At 40.6% G+C, this 22169-nt stretch carries 26 protein-coding genes; all 26 read left to right on the forward strand.

Annotated features, from left to right (window positions below; all coding sequences use genetic code 11):
* The first annotated feature begins 113 nt into the window (after positions 1 to 113).
* Entirely contained in the window at positions 114 to 491 is a 378-nt protein-coding gene (locus CVV44_18005) for a 50S ribosomal protein L7/L12 (protein PKL36113.1), read from the forward strand.
* A 231-nt stretch (positions 492 to 722) separates the two neighbouring features.
* Positions 723 to 4253 (forward strand): DNA-directed RNA polymerase subunit beta, encoded by a 3531-nt coding sequence (gene rpoB, locus CVV44_18010; protein ID PKL36114.1) that lies wholly within the window; start codon positions 723 to 725, stop codon positions 4251 to 4253.
* 89 nt (positions 4254 to 4342) lie between these two features.
* A complete protein-coding gene (rpoC, locus tag CVV44_18015; protein ID PKL36115.1) occupies positions 4343 to 8638 on the forward strand; it encodes a DNA-directed RNA polymerase subunit beta' in 4296 nt (1431 codons plus the stop codon).
* A 164-nt stretch (positions 8639 to 8802) separates the two neighbouring features.
* Positions 8803 to 9177: a 30S ribosomal protein S12 gene (locus CVV44_18020; protein PKL36116.1), complete on the forward strand. Its 375-nt coding sequence runs from the start codon at positions 8803 to 8805 to the stop codon at positions 9175 to 9177.
* A gap of 34 nt (positions 9178 to 9211) precedes the next feature.
* Positions 9212 to 9679 carry a 30S ribosomal protein S7 gene (locus CVV44_18025; GenBank protein PKL36117.1) on the forward strand — a complete coding sequence of 156 codons (468 nt, stop codon included), beginning with the start codon at positions 9212 to 9214 and terminating at the stop codon, positions 9677 to 9679.
* Positions 9680 to 9938: 259 nt separating this feature from the next.
* The gene (gene fusA / locus CVV44_18030; protein PKL36118.1) at positions 9939 to 12029 is read left to right on the forward strand and encodes an elongation factor G; all 2091 of its coding nucleotides are present in this window, start codon (positions 9939 to 9941) and stop codon (positions 12027 to 12029) included.
* A 316-nt stretch (positions 12030 to 12345) separates the two neighbouring features.
* Positions 12346 to 13560 carry an elongation factor Tu gene (tuf, locus tag CVV44_18035; GenBank protein ID PKL36119.1) on the forward strand — a complete coding sequence of 405 codons (1215 nt, stop codon included), beginning with the start codon at positions 12346 to 12348 and terminating at the stop codon, positions 13558 to 13560.
* Between the two features lie 108 nt (positions 13561 to 13668).
* Positions 13669 to 13986, forward strand: coding sequence for a 30S ribosomal protein S10 (locus tag CVV44_18040; GenBank protein ID PKL36120.1), 318 nt, complete (start codon positions 13669 to 13671; stop codon positions 13984 to 13986).
* 100 nt (positions 13987 to 14086) lie between these two features.
* Positions 14087 to 14704 carry a 50S ribosomal protein L3 gene (locus CVV44_18045; GenBank protein ID PKL36121.1) on the forward strand — a complete coding sequence of 206 codons (618 nt, stop codon included), beginning with the start codon at positions 14087 to 14089 and terminating at the stop codon, positions 14702 to 14704.
* Positions 14705 to 14722: 18 nt separating this feature from the next.
* Positions 14723 to 15349: a 50S ribosomal protein L4 gene (locus tag CVV44_18050; GenBank protein PKL36122.1), complete on the forward strand. Its 627-nt coding sequence runs from the start codon at positions 14723 to 14725 to the stop codon at positions 15347 to 15349.
* A complete protein-coding gene (locus CVV44_18055) occupies positions 15346 to 15633 on the forward strand; it encodes a 50S ribosomal protein L23 (protein ID PKL36123.1) in 288 nt (95 codons plus the stop codon). Before CVV44_18050 ends, CVV44_18055 begins: the two co-directional genes overlap by 4 nt.
* Before the next feature lie 47 nt (positions 15634 to 15680).
* Positions 15681 to 16505, forward strand: coding sequence for a 50S ribosomal protein L2 (locus CVV44_18060; GenBank protein PKL36124.1), 825 nt, complete (start codon positions 15681 to 15683; stop codon positions 16503 to 16505).
* A gap of 4 nt (positions 16506 to 16509) precedes the next feature.
* On the forward strand, positions 16510 to 16797 hold the full coding sequence (locus CVV44_18065; protein PKL36125.1) for a 30S ribosomal protein S19: 288 nt from the start codon (positions 16510 to 16512) through the stop codon (positions 16795 to 16797).
* Entirely contained in the window at positions 16797 to 17135 is a 339-nt protein-coding gene (locus CVV44_18070) for a 50S ribosomal protein L22 (protein PKL36126.1), read from the forward strand. Before CVV44_18065 ends, CVV44_18070 begins: the two co-directional genes overlap by 1 nt.
* 15 nt (positions 17136 to 17150) lie before the next feature.
* Positions 17151 to 17831: a 30S ribosomal protein S3 gene (locus CVV44_18075; GenBank protein ID PKL36127.1), complete on the forward strand. Its 681-nt coding sequence runs from the start codon at positions 17151 to 17153 to the stop codon at positions 17829 to 17831.
* A gap of 32 nt (positions 17832 to 17863) precedes the next feature.
* Complete coding sequence (locus CVV44_18080) at positions 17864 to 18274, forward strand: 50S ribosomal protein L16 (GenBank protein PKL36128.1); 411 nt, start codon at positions 17864 to 17866, stop codon at positions 18272 to 18274.
* A gap of 18 nt (positions 18275 to 18292) precedes the next feature.
* Positions 18293 to 18493 (forward strand): 50S ribosomal protein L29, encoded by a 201-nt coding sequence (gene rpmC / locus CVV44_18085; protein PKL36129.1) that lies wholly within the window; start codon positions 18293 to 18295, stop codon positions 18491 to 18493.
* Between the two features lie 38 nt (positions 18494 to 18531).
* A complete protein-coding gene (locus CVV44_18090) occupies positions 18532 to 18783 on the forward strand; it encodes a 30S ribosomal protein S17 (protein ID PKL36130.1) in 252 nt (83 codons plus the stop codon).
* A gap of 10 nt (positions 18784 to 18793) precedes the next feature.
* Positions 18794 to 19186 carry a 50S ribosomal protein L14 gene (locus CVV44_18095; protein ID PKL36131.1) on the forward strand — a complete coding sequence of 131 codons (393 nt, stop codon included), beginning with the start codon at positions 18794 to 18796 and terminating at the stop codon, positions 19184 to 19186.
* A gap of 13 nt (positions 19187 to 19199) precedes the next feature.
* Positions 19200 to 19517 carry a 50S ribosomal protein L24 gene (locus CVV44_18100; protein ID PKL36132.1) on the forward strand — a complete coding sequence of 106 codons (318 nt, stop codon included), beginning with the start codon at positions 19200 to 19202 and terminating at the stop codon, positions 19515 to 19517.
* Between the two features lie 10 nt (positions 19518 to 19527).
* Complete coding sequence (locus tag CVV44_18105; GenBank protein ID PKL36133.1) at positions 19528 to 20070, forward strand: 50S ribosomal protein L5; 543 nt, start codon at positions 19528 to 19530, stop codon at positions 20068 to 20070.
* A gap of 13 nt (positions 20071 to 20083) precedes the next feature.
* Positions 20084 to 20269, forward strand: a complete 186-nt coding sequence (locus tag CVV44_18110; GenBank protein PKL36134.1) for a type Z 30S ribosomal protein S14 — start codon at positions 20084 to 20086, stop codon at positions 20267 to 20269.
* A 34-nt stretch (positions 20270 to 20303) separates the two neighbouring features.
* Complete coding sequence (locus CVV44_18115; protein ID PKL36135.1) at positions 20304 to 20708, forward strand: 30S ribosomal protein S8; 405 nt, start codon at positions 20304 to 20306, stop codon at positions 20706 to 20708.
* Between the two features lie 28 nt (positions 20709 to 20736).
* Positions 20737 to 21273 (forward strand): 50S ribosomal protein L6, encoded by a 537-nt coding sequence (locus tag CVV44_18120; protein ID PKL36136.1) that lies wholly within the window; start codon positions 20737 to 20739, stop codon positions 21271 to 21273.
* A 2-nt stretch (positions 21274 to 21275) separates the two neighbouring features.
* Positions 21276 to 21641: a 50S ribosomal protein L18 gene (locus CVV44_18125; GenBank protein PKL36137.1), complete on the forward strand. Its 366-nt coding sequence runs from the start codon at positions 21276 to 21278 to the stop codon at positions 21639 to 21641.
* Between the two features lie 12 nt (positions 21642 to 21653).
* On the forward strand, positions 21654 to 22166 hold the full coding sequence (locus CVV44_18130) for a 30S ribosomal protein S5 (protein ID PKL36138.1): 513 nt from the start codon (positions 21654 to 21656) through the stop codon (positions 22164 to 22166).
* Positions 22167 to 22169 lie beyond the last annotated feature (3 nt).

Genomic DNA, 22169 nt, shown 5'->3' on the forward strand with positions numbered 1-22169 from the left:
AGAAACGATGTAATTTTCACAATGGAATAAGTAACTTTCGATCCCTTTATAGGTTTTTACAGCTAAGACTGTATTAACTTGAAGAAATTCACTAAGTATAAAGGAGTAAAAAAATGGCAAAACTTTCTATCGAAGAACTGTTGGATGCGATTGGCAGTTTAACTCTTGTTGAAGCTGCTGAGCTCGTAAAAGCGATGGAAGACAAGTTCGGCATTTCCGCTGCCGCTCCCGTCGCAGTCGCTGCAGGCGCACCTGCTGCTGCTGAAGCAGAAGAAGAAAAAACCGAATTCGATGTAATTCTCAAAGGTTTCGGTGATGCTAAGGTTGCTGTAATCAAAGAAGTTAGGGCGATTACCAATCTCGGTCTTAAAGAAGCAAAAGAGCTTGTTGAAGCCGGAAACAGTCCAGTAAAAGAAAAAGTATCAAAAGCAGAAGCTGAGGAAATCAAGAAGCAGCTTGAAGCTGCCGGAGCTACTGTTGAGATTAAGTAGTTTGTTTGAAATAAAACATACAGTTTTTAAATTGTCCTACTTAACCACGAAATCAATAGTTTTGGCTGGTACAGTCAAAACTATTGATTTTTGTATTTAAAATATGTAGATATTTTCTAAAATAATTTGTACCTTATTGAATGCAGCAATATCTGACTAGAAATAATACAAAAGCAGTTTCTTTGACCAAAATTCCCTTTAAATAAAATCTCATTTAAGGTTTGAAAGTCCATGCAAGAAGGAAAAAAAGTCGTTAATTTTGGTAAAATTAACTCGAATATTGACCTGCCCAATCTGATAGAGATTCAGCTCAAATCCTATGAATGGTTTTTACAGCAGAATGGAACAAAGAGAAAGAATGAAGGGTTGCAGGCCGTATTTGAAGAAATTTTCCCCATTGAAAGCCCCCATGAAGATGTGGTCCTTGAATTTATTAATTATGATATAGGAAAACCAAAATATTCCGAGTTGGAATGCAAGGAGCGGGATGTTACCTACGCAGCTCCTTTAAAAGCGACTATACGACTGATCCGAAAGGATACAATGGAAGTCCGTGAGCAGACAGTATACATGGGTGACGTTCCTCTTATGACAAGAAGAGGAACTTTCATTATCAATGGCGCCGAGCGGGTTGTTGTCAACCAGCTTCATCGTTCGCCAGGTATTTTCTTTTTCTTTGAAGATGTTGAGAGGATATATAACGCGAGGGTTATTCCTGACCGTGGCTCATGGCTGGAATTTGAAATGGATTCAAAGGGGCATATCATAGCCAGGATAGACAGGAAGAAAAAATTTCCTGCAACCCTGCTTGTAAAGGCGCTTGGATTTGAATCTAATGAGGAAATTACAAAACTGTTTTATGATACACATATTATCAAGCTGAAGACAGAAGAAGATTTCGATGCACTTAATGGCAAAAGAGTGGCACGGGATGTTGTCAGCAAAGAGACCGGTGAAATCGTAATTGAGGTAGGCGATAGAATCAATATCGACAGTATCGACAGGTTGAAGGAAGAAAAAGTCAAGGAAGTTGAGGTCATTAATTTTCCCAATAACAAAGAAGATTCTTTTCTCAGTTCAACCATGGAGTTCGAAAATGATTTCATTAAAAAGAACCTGAAAATTGAAGCAGGTCATGAGTTCAGTAATTCAGAGCTTGCTCTGCTTACCATCCACGCCATAATGCGTCCCGGTGAACCGACAAATCTGGAAAATGCTAAAGCTGAACTAGAAAGACTGTTCTTTAATCCCAGGACATATTCGTTGAGTTCCGTTGGGCGTTACAAAATAAATAATAAATTTGGTTTCCTTGAAAAATCAGAGGTTCTTACCAAAGATGATATAATTGCCACTGTAAGATATATTCTTTACCTCATAGCAGAAGCTGAAGGCTATGAATGTGAGGTTACTGATTCTGAAGGAAATAAGAAAAAGAAATTTGTCACTACTATCGTCGATGATATTGACCATCTTGGCAACAGGAGGGTCAGATCCGTTGGCGAGCTGATCATGAATCAGATTAAAGTGGGATTTCAGCGAATGGAGCGGGTTATAAAAGAGAGAATGACTATTCAGGATCTCGATGTAATTACACCGCAGGCCCTTATCAGTATTAAACCTATATCCGCTGTTATTAATGAATTTTTCGGTTCGAGTCAGCTTTCCCAGTTCATGGATCAGACCAATCCTCTGGCCGAGTTAACGCACAAACGAAGACTGAATGCCCTTGGTCCCGGTGGTCTCTCCCGAGAGAGGGCAGGGTTTGAGGTGCGTGACGTTCATCCCTCTCACTATGGAAGGATGTGCCCCATTGAAACGCCCGAAGGTCCCAATATCGGTCTCATCGTTTCATTGAGTACCTTTGGAAGAATAAATGAATTCGGATTTTTAGAAACGCCATACCGCGTTGTTGAAAATGGTCGTGTAACGGACAAAATACAATATCTTACCGCTGATATAGAAGATGATTATTTTATCGCTCAGGCAAACGCTCTGCTTGATGAAAATGGTAATTTTAAAGGAACCTTGATCCCATGTCGTAACAGAGGTAACTTCCCTTACAAGAAACCGAAGGAAATCCAGTACATGGATGTTTCCCCAAACCAGGTATTCTCTGTTTCCACGGGACTTATCCCGTTTCTTGAGCACGATGATGCAAACCGTGCTCTCATGGGATCAAACATGCAGCGTCAGGCCGTACCGCTCATGGTTGAAGAGGCTCCGCTGGTAGGGACGGGCATGGAAAAATATGCTGCCTATGATTCGGGAGTTCTTCTCATCTCTGATCGCGGTGGAGAAGTCGTTTATGTCGATGCCGATACGGTAAAGGTGAAAACCTCCAGTGATGCGATAGATGAATACAAGTTGATGAAGTTCAAACGAACAAACCAGGGAACATGTTTTAATCAGAAACCCGTTGTTAAAGCAGGACAGAAAATAAAGACCGGTGATGTTCTTGCCGATGGTCCCGCTACGGACAGCGGCAGACTTGCATTGGGCAAAAACATACTCGTTGCATTTATGCCCTGGATGGGATATAACTTTGAGGATGCTATTCTTATATCAGAACGTCTTATAGAAGAAGATGTTTATACTTCAATTCATATCGAGCAGTTTGAGGTTGAAGCGCGGGAAACAAAACTCGGACGCGAGGTAATCACAAGGGATATTCCTAACCTGAGCGAAAAAGCCTTCCGGGATCTTGATGCTGATGGTGTTGTTCGTGTCGGTGCATATGTTCTACCCGATGATATTCTGGTAGGGAAGGTTACTCCCAAGGGCGAACAGGACCTGACTCCGGAATATAAACTGCTTCATTCAATTTTCGGTGAAAAGGCTCGTGAGGTGAGAGATACATCTCTGCGGGTTCCCAATGGTGTTGAAGGTATAGTTGTTGATGTTAAAAGATTCAGCCGTGAAAACGGTGATGAACTCGCACCAGGAGTAGAAGAACTGGTGAAGGTATATATTGCCGATAAACGTAAGATTTCTGTCGGTGATAAGATGGCTGGACGTCACGGGAACAAAGGCGTTATATCAAAAATTGTTCCCCGATATGATCTTCCCTATTTGCCCGACGGGACTCCTGTTGATATAGTGCTTAATCCGCTGTCGGTTCCTTCTCGAATGAACCTGGGACAGCTTTTGGAAACAGAGCTTGGTTGGGCTGCAGGAGAATTGAATTATCTTGCAGAAACACCTATATTTGATGGTGCCAAAGAATCGGATATCAGGGATTGTCTTAGAAAGGCCGGTCTGCCTGAAGATTCAAAGTCAGTACTTTATGACGGAAGATCGGGGGAGCCTTTTGAAGATACGGTAATGGTTGGGCAGGTTTACATGTTGAAACTGGCCCACATGGTTGATGATAAGATACATGCCCGTTCAACCGGTCCATACTCGCTGGTAACTCAGCAGCCTCTGGGTGGTAAGGCCCAGTTCGGCGGTCAGCGGCTTGGAGAGATGGAAGTATGGGCCCTGGAGGCTTATGGAGCTGCATATACGCTTCAGGAATTACTCACTGTCAAGTCCGATGATATGCTCGGCAGAGCGCGTATTTATGAAGCTATTGTAAAAGGTATCAATACAACATCTCCTGGTATACCTGAATCGTTCAACGTCTTAATTCAGGAACTACGGGGTCTTGCGCTGGATGTTCGTATCTTTGATGATAAGGGTGATGAAATCAGCCTTTCGGAATGGAGTGAAGGATTCAGTAAATCGAAGAGACGGATTAAGATTGATAGCCTTGAGAATGTCTAGTTCTCTCAAATATGATTCAAATATGTTCCTTTAGGTATCAGTATTAGTACTGAGTAAAAAATAATTTTAGGTAATACAAAGGGAAAAACATGAGGGACTTTAACGATTTCAGTTCTATGCAAATCAAACTGGCTTCTCCTGATCTGATCAGAGAATGGTCCTATGGTGAGGTTAAGAAACCGGAAACCATTAATTATAGAACGCTGAAACCCGAGCGTGACGGTCTGTTTTGCGAAAGGATCTTTGGAACGACCAAGGAATGGGAATGTTACTGCGGTAAATTCAAGTCCATCCGATATAAAGGTGTTGTGTGCGATCGTTGCGGTGTTGAGGTTACGCACTATAAAGTCCGCCGCGAGCGGGGCGGTCATATCGAGCTCGCAACGCCGGTAGCGCATATCTGGTATTACAGATCAGTTCCGTCAAGAATGGGACTCCTTCTCGATTTGACGGTGAATTCGTTGAAATCTGTTTTGTATTATGAAAAATTCATTGTCATCGAACCGGGTGATGCCGCCGAGGAAGATGTTAAACGCGGTGATATACTCGACGAAGATGCATTCTACAATTATTATGAAAAGTATGGTGATACCTTCATAGCCAGCATGGGGGCGGAAGCGATAAAGGAACTTCTTATCAGCATTGATCTTGATGAAGAATCAAGAATTCTCAGGATGGAAATTCATGCCAAATCGGCAAAAGAAGTTAAAATAGATAAAAAACTTATCAAACGTCTCGAAATAATAGAGGCTTTTAAAGAATCGGGAAATCGCCCCGAATGGATGATTCTCGATGTTGTCCCTGTTATACCGCCGGAATTGCGACCCATGGTACAGCTCGATGGCGGCAGATTTGCCACATCGGACCTTAATGATCTGTATCGGAGGGTGATAAACAGGAATAATCGATTAAAACGTCTCTTGATGCTCAGAGCTCCGGAAATTATCGTGCGCAATGAAAAGAGGATGCTCCAGGAAGCGGTTGATGCGCTTTTCGATAACAGCAGGAGAAAACGGGCCGTAAAGGGGAAAGGAAACAGACCTCTCAAATCTCTCAGCGATATGCTCAAGGGAAAACAGGGTCGCTTCAGACAAAATCTTCTGGGAAAACGGGTTGATTATTCAGGCCGTTCAGTAATTGTCGTCGGTCCTGAACTCAAGCTGTATCAGTGCGGTCTTCCCAAGAAGATGGCCATTGAATTGTTTAAACCCTTTATCATGAAGCGGCTTGTCGACAAGGATTATGTACAGAATATTAAATCCGCTAAAAAAATGGTGGAGAACGAAAGACCGGAAGTATGGGAAGTTCTGGAGGAGGTTATCGCAGAACACCCTGTTCTTCTTAACCGTGCTCCGACCCTTCACCGTCTGGGTATCCAGGCTTTTGAACCGATTCTTGTTGAGGGAAAAGCCATTAAACTTCACCCGCTGGTCTGTCATGCGTATAACGCTGACTTCGATGGTGACCAGATGGCCGTCCACGTACCGCTCTCACCCAGGGCGCAGTTGGAATGCTGGACGTTGATGTTGTCTTCACATAATCTTCTTTCTCCGGCCAACGGACATCCTGTTGTAACACCAAGCCAGGACATAGTACTCGGTATATACTATCTCACCGCGATGGTTGAGGGCAGCACCGGAGAAGACAAGTTTTTTGACGAATATGAGGATGTACTGAGGATACTTGAATATAGCGGAATAAGACTCAGAACTAAAATAAAGTTTTTGCAGGGCGATGAATTTATAGAGACCACTCCGGGACGATTGATTTTTAACAAGCTGCTTCCCGTTGACTTCCCTTTTGAAAACAAAGCTATCACTGATAAGGATATTTCACGGATAATAGCAAGTGTTTTGAGGCAGTATGGCCCCAATGTAACAGTAAAGATGCTCGATGATATCAAGGAAACCGGTTATCATTATGCGACACATTTTGGTCCCACTATCTCCATGTCAGATATAATAGTTCCTGAGGAAAAAAGAGGAATCATCGAGGCAGAAGATAAGAAGGTTGAGGCAATCGAAAATGAGTATCGAAACGGTTTTATCACCGATGAAGAGCGCTATAACCGGGTTATCAATCTATGGACAAATGCCAATGAAATGATCGCGAATAAAATGTTCGAGCAATTCTCCAGAAGCAGGGGTGGCATGAATCCGATATTTGCCATGGCCCAGTCGGGTGCCAGGGGAAGCAAGCAGCAGATTAGGCAGCTGGCGGGTATGCGCGGTCTTATGGCAAAACCTACCGGTGAGATCATTGAGGTCCCCATCAGGGCCAACTTTAAAGAGGGTTTGACGGTACTGGAATATTTTATTTCAACAAACGGAGCACGGAAGGGTCTTGCTGACACTGCCCTGAAAACAGCCGATGCAGGGTACCTGACCAGGCGGCTTGTTGATATAGCTCAGGACGTCGTCATTAACATTGAGGATTGCGGTACATCCGTCGGTATCGATATACACGCAATTAAAGAAGGTGATGATGTTATAGAATCACTGGGCGCACGAGCTCTGGGAAGAACGCTTTTGTACGATCTTATTCATCCCGTTACCGGTGAAGTTCTCCGTAAATCCGATGATATTGTCGATGAAGAAGTCGCTGAGTTGATTGATCAGTTAAACATAGATGCAATAGAAATACGTTCGGTACTCACCTGTGATGCAAGGCATGGTGTGTGTGCCAAATGTTATGGAAGAAACCTGGGAACATCGCGACATGTTGAACTGGGTGAGGCAGTTGGTATAATAGCTGCTCAATCGATCGGCCAGCCGGGAACCCAGCTGACCATGAGAACATTCCATATCGGCGGTATCGCATCACGTTCCGTTGAAGAAAGTGAAATTAAACTGAACTATCCGGTGTACATAAAGGAACTTACTTCCAAAACAATTAAAACTGATGATAAGAAGACCATTTCAGTTCGTCGTGGATATCTGATTGTACAACGCGTAATTTACAAACAGACCGTTAAGGGTGAGATAGAATTCAATCACAATGACGGTGAAAAAGTTTATGCCGGAACTGTCATAGCAAAGTCTGAAGACAAGGATATCATTGCCAAAAACTCCGGTATCCTGAAAATTGTTAAAAAGACATTTTATATCCTGGGCGATCCGCACTCCATACCCATCAATGTGGGAGCCGAGATGCAGACCAAAACCGACAAGTTCCATGAACGGGGAGAAATCATAGCCTCCTTTGATCCATGGTTTGAGCCGATTCTTACGGAAATCAGCGGCCAGGTTGAATATGTTGATATAGAACTGAATAAGAGTCTTCGTGAGGAAATTGATCCTCAATCGAATGTTACCAAAAGGGTAATTGTTGAGTATAAGACTGAAAAACTGCAACCCCGAATAAATATCACCGGTACTTCAGGTGAACCCCTTACTTACTTGCTGCCAAAAGGGGCACACATCATGCTGGATGATAAGATCAAGGTCGCAGCAGGTACCGTATTGGCGAAAATTCCACGCGGTGCTGCTAAAACCAAGGACATCACCGGGGGTCTTCCACGGGTAGCAGAACTCTTTGAGGCCCGGACACCGAAGGATGCGGCAACACTTACGGCCATCGATGGTACGGTTACCATCGGCGATACAGTAAAGAATAAGCGTAAGATCATTGTCGAGGGTTCGGATGGAACTCAGAAGGAATATTCCATTCCCGTATCAAAATTTCTCCGGGTTCAGGATGGTGACTGGATAGTAAAAGGTGAAAAAATAGATGATGGCCCGGTAGATCCCCATGAAATACTCAGGATCAAGGGACCCAGGGATCTGCAGAAATTCCTTGTAAATGAAATACAGGAAGTATATCGCTTGCAGGGTGTTGTAATCAATGACAAGCATATTGAGATAATAGTACGCCAGATGCTTCGAAAAGTTAAACTTGCCGATCAGGGCGATTCACAGTTTGTAATAGAGCAGATAGTAGACAAGTTTGATTTTATTGAAGAGAATAATCGTGTTCTCAGCGAGGGAGGAAAACCTGCCACGGCCATTCCTGTTCTCATGGGTATAACGAAAGCGGCACTCAATACTGAATCATTCATATCAGCCGCATCGTTCCAGGAAACAACACGCGTACTCACAGATGCGGCAATTAAAGGTAAAGTTGATCAGCTGCGGGGATTAAAAGAAAATGTCATCATCGGGCATCTTATCCCGGCAGGAACCGGTGTAAGAGATTATAATCGTGTTGAGGTATATCAAAAGACTCCGGGCGACCTGGAAGGGTCATTTGAAGATGAAGAAGGACAGGCTGAAATTGAAGAAGCTCTGCCCATGGAAGAAGCCCCGGTAGTAAAAAAGCCGATTAAAAGTGATACGGATTCCGTAGACGATATGAAAGATGAGGATGATGACGAAGATTTTGATTAGAAATTAGATTAATCGGAGTCAATTATCCGGTTACAGCAAAATTACTTGACAAAAAAGTGATCAAATTAAGCATATCATGAAAAGTATTTTTGGGAATCAGATATGACTAAATTGAGACAAGACAAGTATCGATAAAATATTTTTGATAAGGTGCAGGAAAGGAAATGCCAACAATCAATCAACTAATCCGCAATGGGCGGGAAGCAAAGAAGAAAAAATCTAAATCTCCGGCTTTACAACAATGCCCCCAGAGACGAGGTGTATGCACCCGTGTCATGACTTTTACTCCTAAAAAGCCTAACTCTGCGTTGAGGAAAGTTGCCAGGGTGCGACTGACCAATGGTATAGAAGTTACTGCGTACATTCCCGGGATTGGACACAACCTGCAGGAGCACTCTGCGGTGCTTATAAGGGGTGGCAGGGTAAAAGACCTTCCCGGTGTAAGATATCACATCATTCGTGGTACGCTTGATTCTCTTGGTGTTGAGGATCGAAGGAAAAGCAGATCGAAGTACGGTGCAAAAAGACCGAAAGCTTAAGATATAACATACGATATTAAAGAGGAAATGAATTATGCGAAGAAGGAGACCGCCAAAACGGGAAATATTGCCAGATCCAAAATTTGGAAGCAAACTGGTAACCAAATTTATTAATTGCATGATGTTTGATGGCAAAAAGGGAGTCTCTGAAACAACTTTCTATAAAGCCATGGAAATATTGGAAAATAAAGCGAAAAAGGACCCTGTTGAAGTTTTTGTGCAGGCCCTTGAAAATGTGAAACCGCTTGTTGAGGTTAAATCACGGAGAGTAGGCGGTGCAACTTATCAGGTACCGGTTGAGATAAGACCGGAGCGACGCCAGGCATTGGGGATCCGCTGGATTATTATACACTCCAGAGGACGTTCTGAAAAAACCATGTTTGAACGTCTTGCTGGCGAGTTAATGGATTCATTCAACAACACCGGCACCTCAATCAAGAAAAAAGAAGATACTCATAAAATGGCTGAAGCAAATAAGGCTTTTGCCCATTATAAATTTTAACACGAGAACATCTTTCTTTAAAGAAATGGTCTGCAAATACCAGGTATCTTACCTGGTATTTGGTGTTTATTGCGCAATGTATCTAAAGAACTCCTTAAAATAACTCTTTATACTTGAAAACCCCTGTGTTCCGTCGCTGATTTTAAGGGGTTTTTGATAATATCTGTTCAACGGATTTTTTTCGCGCCATTTTTTTTGAAATCAGTTTATAATGAATCTGCAGCTATAAATACATTTATCAACAGTCAAAGGTCTGGTCATGGGCAGAGAATTACCGCTTAATAGAACAAGAAATATCGGCATAATGGCTCATATCGATGCCGGGAAGACAACTTTAACAGAACGTATTCTGTTTTATACTGGTAAAACCCATAAATTGGGAGAAGTCCATGATGGAAATACGGAAATGGACTGGATGGTCCAGGAAAAAGAGAGGGGCATAACCATTACGGCAGCCGCCACTACCTGCTCATGGAAACATACCAGAATAAATATTATCGATACTCCCGGTCATGTTGATTTTACCATGGAGGTAGAAAGAAGTCTCCGTGTCCTTGATTCATCTATTGCGGTTTTTGACGGCGTAGCAGGTGTTGAACCCCAGTCAGAGACCGTTTGGAGGCAGGCCGATAGATATCATATCCCCCGCATATGTTTTGTCAATAAGATGGATAGGATCGGCGCTGATTTTGACAGGTGTCTTTTAATGATCAGAACAAAGCTTTTTGCAATACCGCTTCCCGTGCAACTGCCTATTGGCGTAGAGGATACCTTTGAAGGTGTTATCGATCTTGTAACCATGAAGGCTCTATACTGGATGGATCTGGAAGGGCGCGAAATGCAGGAGCGGGATATTCCGGAAACAATCAAGGATAAAGCCGAACGTGCCAGGAGTGAAATGATAGAACTGCTGGCTGAACATGATGATTCGATTATGGAAAAATATCTCGAGGGAATAAATCCCGGGATTGAGGAAATCAAAGAGGCAATCCGCCGTTCGACTATCAAGACGGATCTTTTCCCTGTATTTTGCGGATCGGCCTTGAAAAATAAGGGAGTGCAACCGATTCTGAATGCAATTATTGAATATCTTCCTTCTCCCCGTGATGTAAAACCCGTATCTGGTCACGATGTGAACAATCATGATATAATACTGTCTCGTGAAGCAAGCGACAAGGAACCTATGAGCTGCCTGGTGTTTAAAATCATGTCAGATCCCTATGTGGGGAAATTGACATATATTCGACTGTACTCGGGTCACATGAAATCGGGCGATTCGATTCTCAATGTTGCAACAAATAAAAAAGAGCGTATAAATCGGTTTCTCCGAATGCATGCAAATGATCGCGAAGATGTTGCTGAGGTCTATACAGGAGACATCGTGGCGGTAGTGGGACTCAAAAACGCAAGGACCGGGGATACTCTGGCCGACGAAAAACAACCTATTCTGCTTGAAAGAATGGTATTCCCGGATCCGGTAATATCTGTTGCCATAGAACCGAAGACTAAGGCTGACCAGGAAAAATTAATTACTACACTGCACAGACTGGAAGACGAGGATCCGACATTTAAGTTATCAACTAATCCCGATACGGGCCAGACGCTTGTATCCGGTATGGGCGAACTCCATCTTGATATTATTATAGATCGGCTTACAAGAGAATTTAACGTTAAGGCCAACGTGGGAAGACCTCAGGTCACCTATAAGGAGACAATTACTGCCAGTGCACAAGCGGAGCAGGTTTATGAGCGTCAGATTGCGGGGAAGGATCAATTTGGGCATGTTAAATTATTTTTAGAACCTTCTGAAAGAGGCGCCGGGTTTATTTTTGAAAATAAGGTTGCAGACAGTGTTATTCCCGCTCAATTTATTGGTGACATTGAATCGGGAATACGTGATTCTATGGAAGCGGGAGTTATCGCCGGCTATAAGATGGAAGACATAAAGGCTGTTTTGATTGGGGGCTCTTTCAATGAGAATAAGTCAGTTGATGTGGCATATAGGATCGCGGCGAATCAGGCTTTCCGAGAAGCGGTTAGGAATGCATCCCCATTGCTTATGGAACCACTTATGAAACTGGAAGTTGTTACTCCCGATGAATATACCGGCGACATTATTAATGATCTCAACAGCCGTAGGGGGAAAATTGAGAATATTGATATGCGCGGACAATTAAAAATAATTGATGGTGTTGTACCGTTGTCTGAAGTCTTTGGCTATGCAACCAGTATACGTTCCATGAGCCAGGGTAGAGCCTCACATACGCTGCAGTTTTCACAGTATGAGATTGTGCCCCAGAATGTGACAGAAAACATAATTGCGCGGATGCGCGGGTCGATTTATAATTAGTTATGAAAATTATTATATTTTAATTCATTTTCAATTATTTTATAATGTTTATGCCAGTCTGGATCATTTTTTTTTGAATTAATATTCTATTTAAAATATTTTTGTATTAATTACTTGACAGAATAGGCAGTTTTTTTTTTTATTCATAGACCCGCAGGAACAATGCTTGCGTGTAATATGCCTGTGTTCTGACAAATTATATCTCATTTTTTTTGTGAATTACATACAATTTTACTAACTATTTCTATTTTGGAATAATAAAGAATAAAAAGGATATTTTTGTTTAATAAGGAAAATCAATTAAGGAGTTATCCAAATGGCAAAGGAAAAATTTAATAGGGCGAAACCGCATGTAAACGTTGGTACCATCGGACATATTGACCATGGTAAGACTACCTTAACCTCCGCTATTACCAAATGTTTCCACCTGAAATATGGAACGGGTAAGGCAGTCAGTTTTGATCAGATCGACAACGCTCCGGAAGAAAAGGCTCGTGGTATAACGATTGCCACTTCCCACCAGGAGTACGAAACTCCTAACAGACATTATGCTCATGTGGACTGCCCGGGGCACGCAGACTATATAAAAAACATGATCACTGGTGCTGCTCAGATGGATGCGGCGATCCTTGTTGTTGCCGCTACTGACGGTGCAATGCCTCAGACCAGGGAACACGTTCTTCTTGCAAAACAGGTAAACGTACCATTTATGATCGTGTATCTCAATAAAGTCGACATGCTGGATCCCTCTGACAGGGATGAAATGGTTGAACTGGTAGAAATGGAGATCAGGGAGCTTCTTTCCAAAAACGATTTCCCTGGTGACGAAGTACCAATAATTTCCGGATCCGCTCTGAAAGCTCTTGAAGCTGCTGATGCAGGTAAAACGGATGATGAGTGGTTTCAGACTGTTCTGAAGCTGGGTGAAGCCCTCGATTCATATGTTCCGGAACCACAACGTGAAGTAGACAAGCCCTTCCTTATGCCGATTGAGGACGTTTTTTCAATTACCGGCCGTGGTACTGTTGTAACCGGAAGGATCGAGCGTGGTGTGGTTAAAACAGGTGAAGAGGTTGAAATTATTGGTTTCGCTGAAACCAAAAAGAGTGTTTGTACCGGCGTAGAGATGTTCAGGAAGATTCTTGATGAAGGTAGGGCCGGTGATAATGTCGGATGTCTTCTGAGGGGTGTTGGCAAAGATGATGTAATGCGTGGACAGGTTCTCGCAAAACCGGGTTCGATCACTCCCCATAGAAAATTCGACGGTCGTGTGTATATTCTCAAGAAAGAAGAAGGCGGACGACATACTCCTTTCTTTTCAAATTACAGACCTCAGTTTTACTTCCGAACAACTGACGTTACGGGTATTATTGAACTTCCTGCGGGAGTTGAAATGGTTATGCCAGGTGATGACATTGATATGAAGGTCGAACTGATCACTCCTATAGCAATGGAAGAAGAACTCCGATTCGCTATCCGTGAAGGTGGTCGTACGGTTGGAGCTGGTGTTGTTGTTAAAATAAATGAATAGTTTTTATTGCTCGTAAGCAAATTATTAAAAAATATAGTGTGATTCAGGCCATCTGTTATGATGGCCTGAATCACCAATATAGCATAAAATAGGAATGGGAATAAAACAGTGTCAAAGCTAACAGGACAAAGAATTCGAGTAAAACTGAGATCTTTTGATGCAAAACTATTGGATCAGTCGGCAGAAAAAATTGTCGCCACAACAAACAGAAGCGGCGCCAAAGTTGCTGGTCCTGTGCCGCTACCCACAAAAATAGAAAAGTTTTGTGTATTGAGATCTCCTCACGTAAACAAGAAATCTCGCGAACAGTTCGAGATCAGGACACATAAGAGATTGATTGATATTATTGACCCAAATTCTGATACAGTTGAAGCTTTAATGAAGCTTGAACTTCCAGCTGGTGTTTCTGTTGACATTAAATCATAACGTATAAGTAACTGATCAATTATTATACAAAATATATGAAGATTAACTACTTTCGCAATAAAGTAGAGAGTGATATTATTGGTATATACAGGTGAGCGGAATGAAAAAAGCACTGATTGGAAAAAAAATAGGAATGACGCAATATATTGATGAAAACGGAACTATGGTGCCGGTAACTGTTTGTGAATTGGGCCCCTGTGTAGTGGTGCAGAAAAAATCAGTGGAAAAAGACGGATATAGTGCATTGAAACTGGGGTATCAGGATGTAAAAGAAAGCAAGTTGACGATGCCCATTGCTAAAGATCTGAAGAAACGAGGAATCGCACCTAAAAGAATATTCCGTGAAGTTAATCTTTTTGATGAAGCACTTGATGTTGGAACTATTGTTGATTGTTCAATTTTCGCTGAGAATCAGGTTGTTAATATAATCGGCACATCAAAAGGAAAAGGTTTTGCTGGTGTTGTAAAGAGACATGGATTCAGTGGTGGTCGAATGACACACGGTTCTCACTTTCATCGTGCGCCAGGTTCAGTTGGAGCATGCGCCTATCCAAGCGAGATATGGAAAGGTAAAAAAATGCCTGGAAGACATGGATCTAAAAAAACTACGATTAAGAATCTTAAAATAGTGAAGATTTTTAAAGAGAAAAATTTAGTTTTAATTTTAGGTGCTGTTCCCGGAAGAAAAAATTCGTTAATAACGGTCAGTGAAAAATAAGTTAAACAGGTACCGAGCATGAAAGTTGATAAATATAACATAGAAGGCAAAGTGGTTGGTCAGGTTGATCTGGCTGATGAAGTGTTTGCATCGGAAATCAATGATGTACTGATATACGAATTAATAAAAGCGGCCAATGCAAACAAAAGGCAGGGTACACACAAGACCAAGGAAAGAGCTGAGGTCAGAGGTGGCGGTATAAAGCCATGGAGACAAAAAGGTACAGGTAGGGCCAGAGCTGGTTCCTCGCGTTCACCAGTGTGGGTCGGTGGTGGAACGATTTTTGGTCCTCGTCCTCGTGATTATAGAATTGAGCTTCCTAAAAAAATAAAAAAAGCGGCATATAGGTCACTTTTTTCATTAAAAGCAAAAGAAGGAAGCATTAAAGTAATCGAGGATTTTGAGGCAACGGGGAAAACAAAGGAAGTCGCTAAAGTTGGTAAAGCGTTAGCGGTAAAGAAAGGCGTACTTGTAACGCAAAATGATAGTATCAATCTGAAGCTTGCAATCAGAAATTTACCATGGTTTGTATACAATAATGTGTTAAGAATTTCCAGTAGAGATATTTTTTATTCAAAAGATATAATCATTACAGAGAGTGCGGTTAAAGTACTTAATGAAAGATTATCCAAGGTGGGACAGTGATGAATCCTAATGATATTATACTAAGGCCGATTATTTCAGAAAAGTCAACAGGGCTTATGGAACTGAATAAATATGTCTTTGAAGTTCCAATGAAGGCTAATAAAGTTATGGTCAAACAAGCGATAAAGGCACTGTTTGGTGTGCAGCCTGAAAAAATCAATATCATAAGAGTGCGTGGAAAGATTCGAAGAATACGATATAAATACGGATATACCTCTGCATGGAAAAAGGCTGTTGTTACTTTAAAAGATGGCGAAAAAATAGATATTTTTGAAGCACAATAGATTTTGTTAATTTTGCAGAAGATGAAGAGTATAAAGAAGGTACTGAAATGGGAATCAAAAAATTTAGACCAGTAACACCGACAGCCCGGTACAGAACCGTACTTGACTTTAATGAAATTACTACCGATAAGCCGTACAAACCGTTAACAGTCGGCAAAAAGGATTTCGCGGGTCGTGGTTATAAAGGACAGGTTTGTGTACGTCGTAAGGGTGGTGGACACAAAAGAAAATACAGAATCATTGACTTTAAAAGAAATAAATTTGGGATTACCGGTAAAGTTGTAACAGTTGAATATGATCCGAATCGTTCCTCTTTTATTGCTTTAATCAGCTATATGGATGGCGAGAAAAGATATATTATCGCACCGCAAGGACTTGCAGTGGGTGATACGATAGAGTCCGGTGAATCTGTCGAAATAAAACCTGGCAATGCAATGCCGCTTAAAAATATTCCTCTGGGTGCAAGCATATACAATATCGAACTCACAAGAGGTAAAGGCGGTCAGCTGGTTAGATCGGCAGGAACGTCGGCTGTTTTGGCAGCAAAGGAAGCGAGCTACTGTCTTATTAAACTACCTTCCGGAGAAATAAGAAAAATTCATAAAGAATGTTTTGCTACCCTGGGAGAAGTTGGTAATAAGGATCACGGGAATATAACGATCGGAAAGGCTGGACGTTCTCGATGGATGCATAAAAGACCTAAAGTGAGAGGCGTTGCCATGAACCCTGTTGATCACCCCATGGGTGGTGGTGAAGGAAAATCTTCAGGTGGACGGCATCCCGTATCACCCACGGGTTTGCCGACTAAAGGATATAAAACAAGGAAGAAACACAAGTATAGTGACAAATATATCGTGAAGAGAAGGAAGTAAATTTATGGCTAGATCGGTTAAAAAAGGTCCTTTTATTGATATAAAGCTCTTCAAAAAAATTGAAGAGATGAATGCAGGTAATGAGAAAAAGACAATTAAAACCTGGTCGAGAAGGTCAACCATATTTCCTGAAATGATTGGGCATACAATAATGGTTCATAACGGTAAAAATTTTATACCGGTATATGTATCAGAAAATATGGTGGGTCATAAACTTGGTGAATTTGCACCTACCAGAACGTACAGAGGGCATACAAGTAAGGATGACAAAATTGCAAAGAGGAAGAAATGATGGAATCACTGGCATTTTCCAAACAAAATCGAATATCCGCTTCAAAAGCGCGGCTTGTTGCCAATGAGATACGAGGGTTTTCATTGCCCGAGGCAATAGATGTTTTAAAAGCAATGCCTCAAAAATCAGCGTCCCTTATTTTGAAAACTCTCTATTCAGCTGGCGCTAATGCAAAATATAAAAACCCTAATATAAACGAAGATAAATTATATATAAAAAAAATTACGATTGACGGCGGTCCTACTATCAGGCGTTTTAGTCCTCGTGCTCGTGGCAGGGCTACTCGTATCAGAAAGAGAACGAGCAGTATTTTAATCGTATTATCAGACGAAAATTAAATAAAGGATATATTCATGGGTCAGAAGGTAAATCCAATAGGTATTAGACTTGGCATAACCAGAACATGGGATTCAATTTGGTATGAAGATAAGAAGAATTATGCCAACAATTTACATGAAGATTTAAAGCTGAAAAAGTATATCAGTAAAACCAGAAAAAGTGCAGGTATAGCACGAATAGCTATTGAAAGATTTCCAGACAGGGTTAATGTGAATATACATGCAGCACGTCCCGGTGTTCTTATCGGGAAGAAAGGTGTTGATATTGAAGCACTGAAAAATGAGTTACAGAAGATCGCTTCAAAGAATGTTTACATTAACATAATAGAAGTAAAAAAACCTGAGAAAAACTCAAAACTGATCGCCGAACAAATTGCCGGACAGCTGGAAAACAGGTTCCCTTATAGAAGAGCTGTCAAACAGGCTATTACCAATGCAATAAGAAGTGGTTCACTGGGAATTAAGGTTATGGTGTCAGGACGACTTAATAACGCAGAAATGGCAAGGACCGAAGTCTATAAAGAAGGCAGAATTCCACTACATACTCTTAGAGCTGACATAGACTATGGATTTGGAGAGGCATTGACAACATTTGGAATGATAGGTGTAAAAGTTTGGATTTACAACGGAAACATCATGTCAAATGCTCAGGAAAATGAAGAAGATAAATATACCGTCAAAAGAAAAACAAAGTAATTAATAAGAAGAAAAGGTGAAGGACAACTGCCATGTTAATGCCAAAACGGACTAAATATAGAAAAGTACAACGCGGTAGAATGAATGGTGTAGCAAACAGAGGAGCAACTATTGCTTTCGGCAGCTATGGATTAAAAACTCTTGAAGCCGGTAAAATTACGAGCAGGCAAATTGAAGCAGCAAGGGTTGCTATCACTAGAAAGGTAAAAAGAGGCGGGAAACTCTGGATAAGAATATTCCCTGATTTTGCATTTACAAAAAAACCTGCTGAAACCCGAATGGGAAAAGGAAAAGGAAATCCTGAAGGTTTTATAGCAAGAGTTTATCCAGGCCGTGTTTTGTTTGAAATCGATGGTGTTGACGAAGATCTTGCAAGGAAGGCATTTGAAAGTGCCATGAACAAACTTCCAGTGAAATGCAAATTTATTTCAATAAACCAGTAGTAAATAGAGGATCGGGAAATGAAAGGTAGATTAGAGGAATTATCAATTGATGATCTGGATAAAAGCCTTCTTGAATCAAAAGAAGAGCTCAGAAAAGAAAGATTTAAAGCAGTGACCAGTAAAGTAGATAATCCTAAAAAAATTCGTGAGCTTAAAAAGCATGTAGCACGTATTAAAACTATTAAGCGGGAATACGATCTTGGATTGCGAACGAAGTAACAAATGCAATTTAGAATAATTGGAGAACTGACTGTAAAATGAAATCTAACAGGAAACAGATAATAGGGAAAGTCGTTAGTGATAAAATGGATAAAACTATTGTTGTCGAGATAGAAAACCTGGTTATGCACCCATTATATAAAAAGTCGGTTCGCAGGACTAAAAAAATAAAAAGTCATGATGAAAAAAATGAATGCCAGGTTGGTGATATAGTACGTGTTGAGGAAACGCGGCCATTATCGAGAGAGAAACGTTATAGAATGGTTGAGATCATAGAAAAAGTGAAGTAGAGGGTCACCAATGATACAAGTAGAAACAATGCTTGATGTAGCTGATAATAGTGGTGTTAAAAAAGTCCAATGTATTAAGATACTTGGAGGGACTAGAAGACGATATGCCTCGGTTGGTGATATTATCGTGGTTGCTGTTAAAGACTCACAGCCATCATATGGCCTTAAAGATTCGACCGGTAAAAAAGTTCATGGCAAGGCTGTTCTCAAAGCCGTTATTGTACGGACAAAAAAACCGGTAAGAAGGAAAGATGGTACATATATAAAGTTTGATGATAACGCAGTGGCTATAATTGATGCAAAAGGCGAACCAAAAGGTTCACGTATTTTTGGACCTGTTGCACGAGAACTGCGGGATAAAAATTTTCTTAAAATTGTATCATTAGCTCCTGAAGTATTATAATAGGTGAATAGATATGAATACCAAACTGAAAGTTAATGATAATGTTGTGGTTATATCGGGATCAGAGCAGGGCAGAAGAGGTAAAATATTACACCTCAACAGAGATAAGAATAGAGTTATTGTTGAAGGTGTTAATAAACGACAAAAATTTGTAAGACCTTCTCAGGAAAATCCTAAAGGTGGATCTACTACAAAGGAATTCCCGATTCACTTATCTAATGTTATGTATTTTTGCGACAAATGCAAAAAAGGTGTTAGGTTAAGTATTGCTGTTACTGATAAAGATAAAAGCAGAGTATGTTCGAAATGCGGAAAGAGTTTAGATAAGTAGGTAATGTGAAATGGCTGCACGATTAAAAGAAGATTTTTCAAATAATATTAAACAAAAATTGTTTAAGGAATTTAATTTTAAGTCAATCATGCAAGTTCCGAAGCTTGAAAAAATAGTTTTAAACGTCGGGATGGGGGATGCACATGCAAATACAGCAGGCCTCAATGCAGTGATTGATGAACTTACAATGATTACCGGGCAGAAGGCTATAAAAACAACTGCTAGGAAATCAATTGCTAACTTCAAAATACGAGATGGATATGATGTAGGATGCCGTGTTACTCTTCGTGGTGAAAGGATGTACGAATTTCTCGACAGACTTATTAATATTGCATTACCGAGGGTTCGTGACTTCCGTGGGTTATCTCCAAAATCATTCGACAATTTCGGCAATTATAATTTTTCTGTTAAAGAACAGATAATATTCCCAGAGATTGATTTTGATAAAGTAGATAAAATACATGGTATCAATATTACCATAGTAACAACAACGGACAACAAAGATGAAGCTTATGCTTTATTGAAAAACTTTAATATGCCTTTTAGAGAATAGTAGAGGTATCATTGTGGCTAAAAAGAGTATTATTGCTAAACAAATCATACCGAGGAAGTTTCACGTTAGACAACACAATCGGTGTAAAATATGTGGCAGACCCAGAGGGTATTTGAGAAGATTTGAAATGTGCAGAATATGTTTCAGGAAGCTTGCTAGCGAAGGGCAAATCCCTGGTGTAACTAAATCTTCTTGGTAATTTTGCATAAATATACTGGAGCAGGAAAAATACAATGAGTGGCATTACAGATCCAATTGCTGACATGCTGACAAGAATAAGAAATGCCCTTAAGGCAGGTCACTTGAAAGTAGATGTCCCTTCATCGAAACTTAAAGTTGCAATTACTAGAATTTTAAAAGATGAAGGATTTATAAAGAATTATAAACTTCTGGATTCCCCTAATAAACAGAAGATTTTGCGTATTTATTTAAAATATCCTTCAGTAAATGAATCGTCTATCGTAAGTCTTACCCGGATAAGCAAACCCGGACGAAGGGTATATGTAAGTGCAGAAGATCTAAAACCTGTATATAATAATATTGGGATCTGGATATTATCGACTTCCAAGGGAGTTATAACAAATAAAGCCGCCAAAAAGCTGAATGTAGGCGGTGAAGTAATTTGCGAAATTTCATAGCAGAATATAGTGGATGAAGTGAGTAATCATGTCAAGGATAGGAAAAAAACCAATTCAATTACCCAGCAACGTCACCGTTGATGTTAAGGACCGGGTCGTAAATGTCAAAGGCCCGCTCGGGGAAGATAACCTGGAAGTTCTTGAAGGGATAATTATCAAACAGGAAAATAATGTTGTCCTGATACAGCTTGAGAAAGAAGAAAAACAGCAAGTTGCGTTTCAAGGACTATATAGATCTCTGATTAGTAACATGGTTGTGGGTACCTCTCAAGGTTTTGAAAAGGACCTGGAAATAGTTGGTGTAGGTTATCGGGCAACTCAGCAAGGAGCTAATATTCAATTCCAGCTTGGATATTCACATCACATAATTTTTGAAGCGCCTGACGGAATAAAGCTGGAAGTGGTTGATCCCACAAAAATAAAAATCAAAGGTATTAATAAACAGCGAGTCGGACAAGTTGCTGCGAATATCAGAAAATTAAGACCACCTGAACCATATAAAGGCAAAGGAATACGATACAAGAATGAACAAATTAGGAAAAAAGCCGGGAAAGCAGGTAAATAAACATGGATAAGCTTACTGCAAATAAAAAAACCGTTATTCGAAGAAAATTCAGGATAAAGAAAAAAATTCGAGCTCATAAGGGAAAACTGAGACTATGTATTTCCAGGAGCAACAAGAACTTTTATGCCCAAATAATAGATGATGAACAGAGTAAAACATTATTAGGTCTTTCAACACTGGCGCCTGAATTCAAAAGCCAAAAAAACACGGGAAATAAGGAAGCAGCAAAGGCACTTGGAAAGGCAATAGCCGAAAAAGCGGTTGCCCTGGGAATTAAAAATGTTGTGTTCGATAGAAATGGAAATCTCTATCATGGTAAAATCAAAGCATTTGCTGATGCTGCCCGTGAAAATGGATTGGAATTTTAGGAGCGTTTTAGTATGAAAATAAAAAGAAAGAAAATGAACACTGAAGGCCTTGAATTAAGTGAAAAAATCGTCACAATAAATAGGGTTGCAAAAGTAGTAAAGGGTGGTAGACGATTTTCATTTAATGCTTTGGCAGTTATAGGTGACGGGCATGGACATGTTGGCGTTGGTTTTGGAAAAGCTAACGAAGTTCCCGATGCCATCGACAAAAGCAAGGAAGATGCAAAAAAGAATGTGTATAAAGTTAACGTTCGAAAACATACGATCCCTCATGAAGTTGTAGGAAAATATAAATCAGCAAAAGTTATTTTGAAACCTGCAGCACCTGGAACAGGGATCATTGCCGGCGCCTCGGTAAGGGCAGTAATCGAACGGGTAGGCATATCAGATATACTTACGAAAGCACAGGGCTCAAGGAATCCTGTTAATCTTGTTAAAGCAACTCTTGATGGATTGCTGCAATTAAGAAGTCTGGAAGAAGCTGCTCGTGCAAGAGATATTTCCATATCAAAACTCTGGGAATAACAG

It is taken from the genome of Spirochaetae bacterium HGW-Spirochaetae-1, from assembly GCA_002839375.1.
Classification (GTDB): Bacteria; Spirochaetota; UBA4802; order UBA4802; family UBA5550; genus PGXY01.

What these genes read in the sequence shown, in the direction of transcription:
- CVV44_18005 (PKL36113.1), top strand. Translation starts at nt 114, where the DNA reads ATGGCAAAACTTTCTATCGAAGAACTGTTGGATGCGATTGGCAGTTTA.
- rpoB (PKL36114.1), top strand. Translation starts at nt 723, where the DNA reads ATGCAAGAAGGAAAAAAAGTCGTTAATTTTGGTAAAATTAACTCGAAT.
- rpoC (PKL36115.1), top strand. Translation starts at nt 4,343, where the DNA reads ATGAGGGACTTTAACGATTTCAGTTCTATGCAAATCAAACTGGCTTCT.
- CVV44_18020 (PKL36116.1), top strand. Translation starts at nt 8,803, where the DNA reads ATGCCAACAATCAATCAACTAATCCGCAATGGGCGGGAAGCAAAGAAG.
- CVV44_18025 (PKL36117.1), top strand. Translation starts at nt 9,212, where the DNA reads ATGCGAAGAAGGAGACCGCCAAAACGGGAAATATTGCCAGATCCAAAA.
- fusA (PKL36118.1), top strand. Translation starts at nt 9,939, where the DNA reads ATGGGCAGAGAATTACCGCTTAATAGAACAAGAAATATCGGCATAATG.
- tuf (PKL36119.1), top strand. Translation starts at nt 12,346, where the DNA reads ATGGCAAAGGAAAAATTTAATAGGGCGAAACCGCATGTAAACGTTGGT.
- CVV44_18045 (PKL36121.1), top strand. Translation starts at nt 14,087, where the DNA reads ATGAAAAAAGCACTGATTGGAAAAAAAATAGGAATGACGCAATATATT.
- CVV44_18050 (PKL36122.1), top strand. Translation starts at nt 14,723, where the DNA reads ATGAAAGTTGATAAATATAACATAGAAGGCAAAGTGGTTGGTCAGGTT.
- CVV44_18060 (PKL36124.1), top strand. Translation starts at nt 15,681, where the DNA reads ATGGGAATCAAAAAATTTAGACCAGTAACACCGACAGCCCGGTACAGA.
- CVV44_18065 (PKL36125.1), top strand. Translation starts at nt 16,510, where the DNA reads ATGGCTAGATCGGTTAAAAAAGGTCCTTTTATTGATATAAAGCTCTTC.
- CVV44_18070 (PKL36126.1), top strand. Translation starts at nt 16,797, where the DNA reads ATGGAATCACTGGCATTTTCCAAACAAAATCGAATATCCGCTTCAAAA.
- CVV44_18075 (PKL36127.1), top strand. Translation starts at nt 17,151, where the DNA reads ATGGGTCAGAAGGTAAATCCAATAGGTATTAGACTTGGCATAACCAGA.
- CVV44_18080 (PKL36128.1), top strand. Translation starts at nt 17,864, where the DNA reads ATGTTAATGCCAAAACGGACTAAATATAGAAAAGTACAACGCGGTAGA.
- rpmC (PKL36129.1), top strand. Translation starts at nt 18,293, where the DNA reads ATGAAAGGTAGATTAGAGGAATTATCAATTGATGATCTGGATAAAAGC.
- CVV44_18090 (PKL36130.1), top strand. Translation starts at nt 18,532, where the DNA reads ATGAAATCTAACAGGAAACAGATAATAGGGAAAGTCGTTAGTGATAAA.
- CVV44_18095 (PKL36131.1), top strand. Translation starts at nt 18,794, where the DNA reads ATGATACAAGTAGAAACAATGCTTGATGTAGCTGATAATAGTGGTGTT.
- CVV44_18100 (PKL36132.1), top strand. Translation starts at nt 19,200, where the DNA reads ATGAATACCAAACTGAAAGTTAATGATAATGTTGTGGTTATATCGGGA.
- CVV44_18105 (PKL36133.1), top strand. Translation starts at nt 19,528, where the DNA reads ATGGCTGCACGATTAAAAGAAGATTTTTCAAATAATATTAAACAAAAA.
- CVV44_18115 (PKL36135.1), top strand. Translation starts at nt 20,304, where the DNA reads ATGAGTGGCATTACAGATCCAATTGCTGACATGCTGACAAGAATAAGA.
- CVV44_18120 (PKL36136.1), top strand. Translation starts at nt 20,737, where the DNA reads ATGTCAAGGATAGGAAAAAAACCAATTCAATTACCCAGCAACGTCACC.
- CVV44_18125 (PKL36137.1), top strand. Translation starts at nt 21,276, where the DNA reads ATGGATAAGCTTACTGCAAATAAAAAAACCGTTATTCGAAGAAAATTC.
- CVV44_18130 (PKL36138.1), top strand. Translation starts at nt 21,654, where the DNA reads ATGAAAATAAAAAGAAAGAAAATGAACACTGAAGGCCTTGAATTAAGT.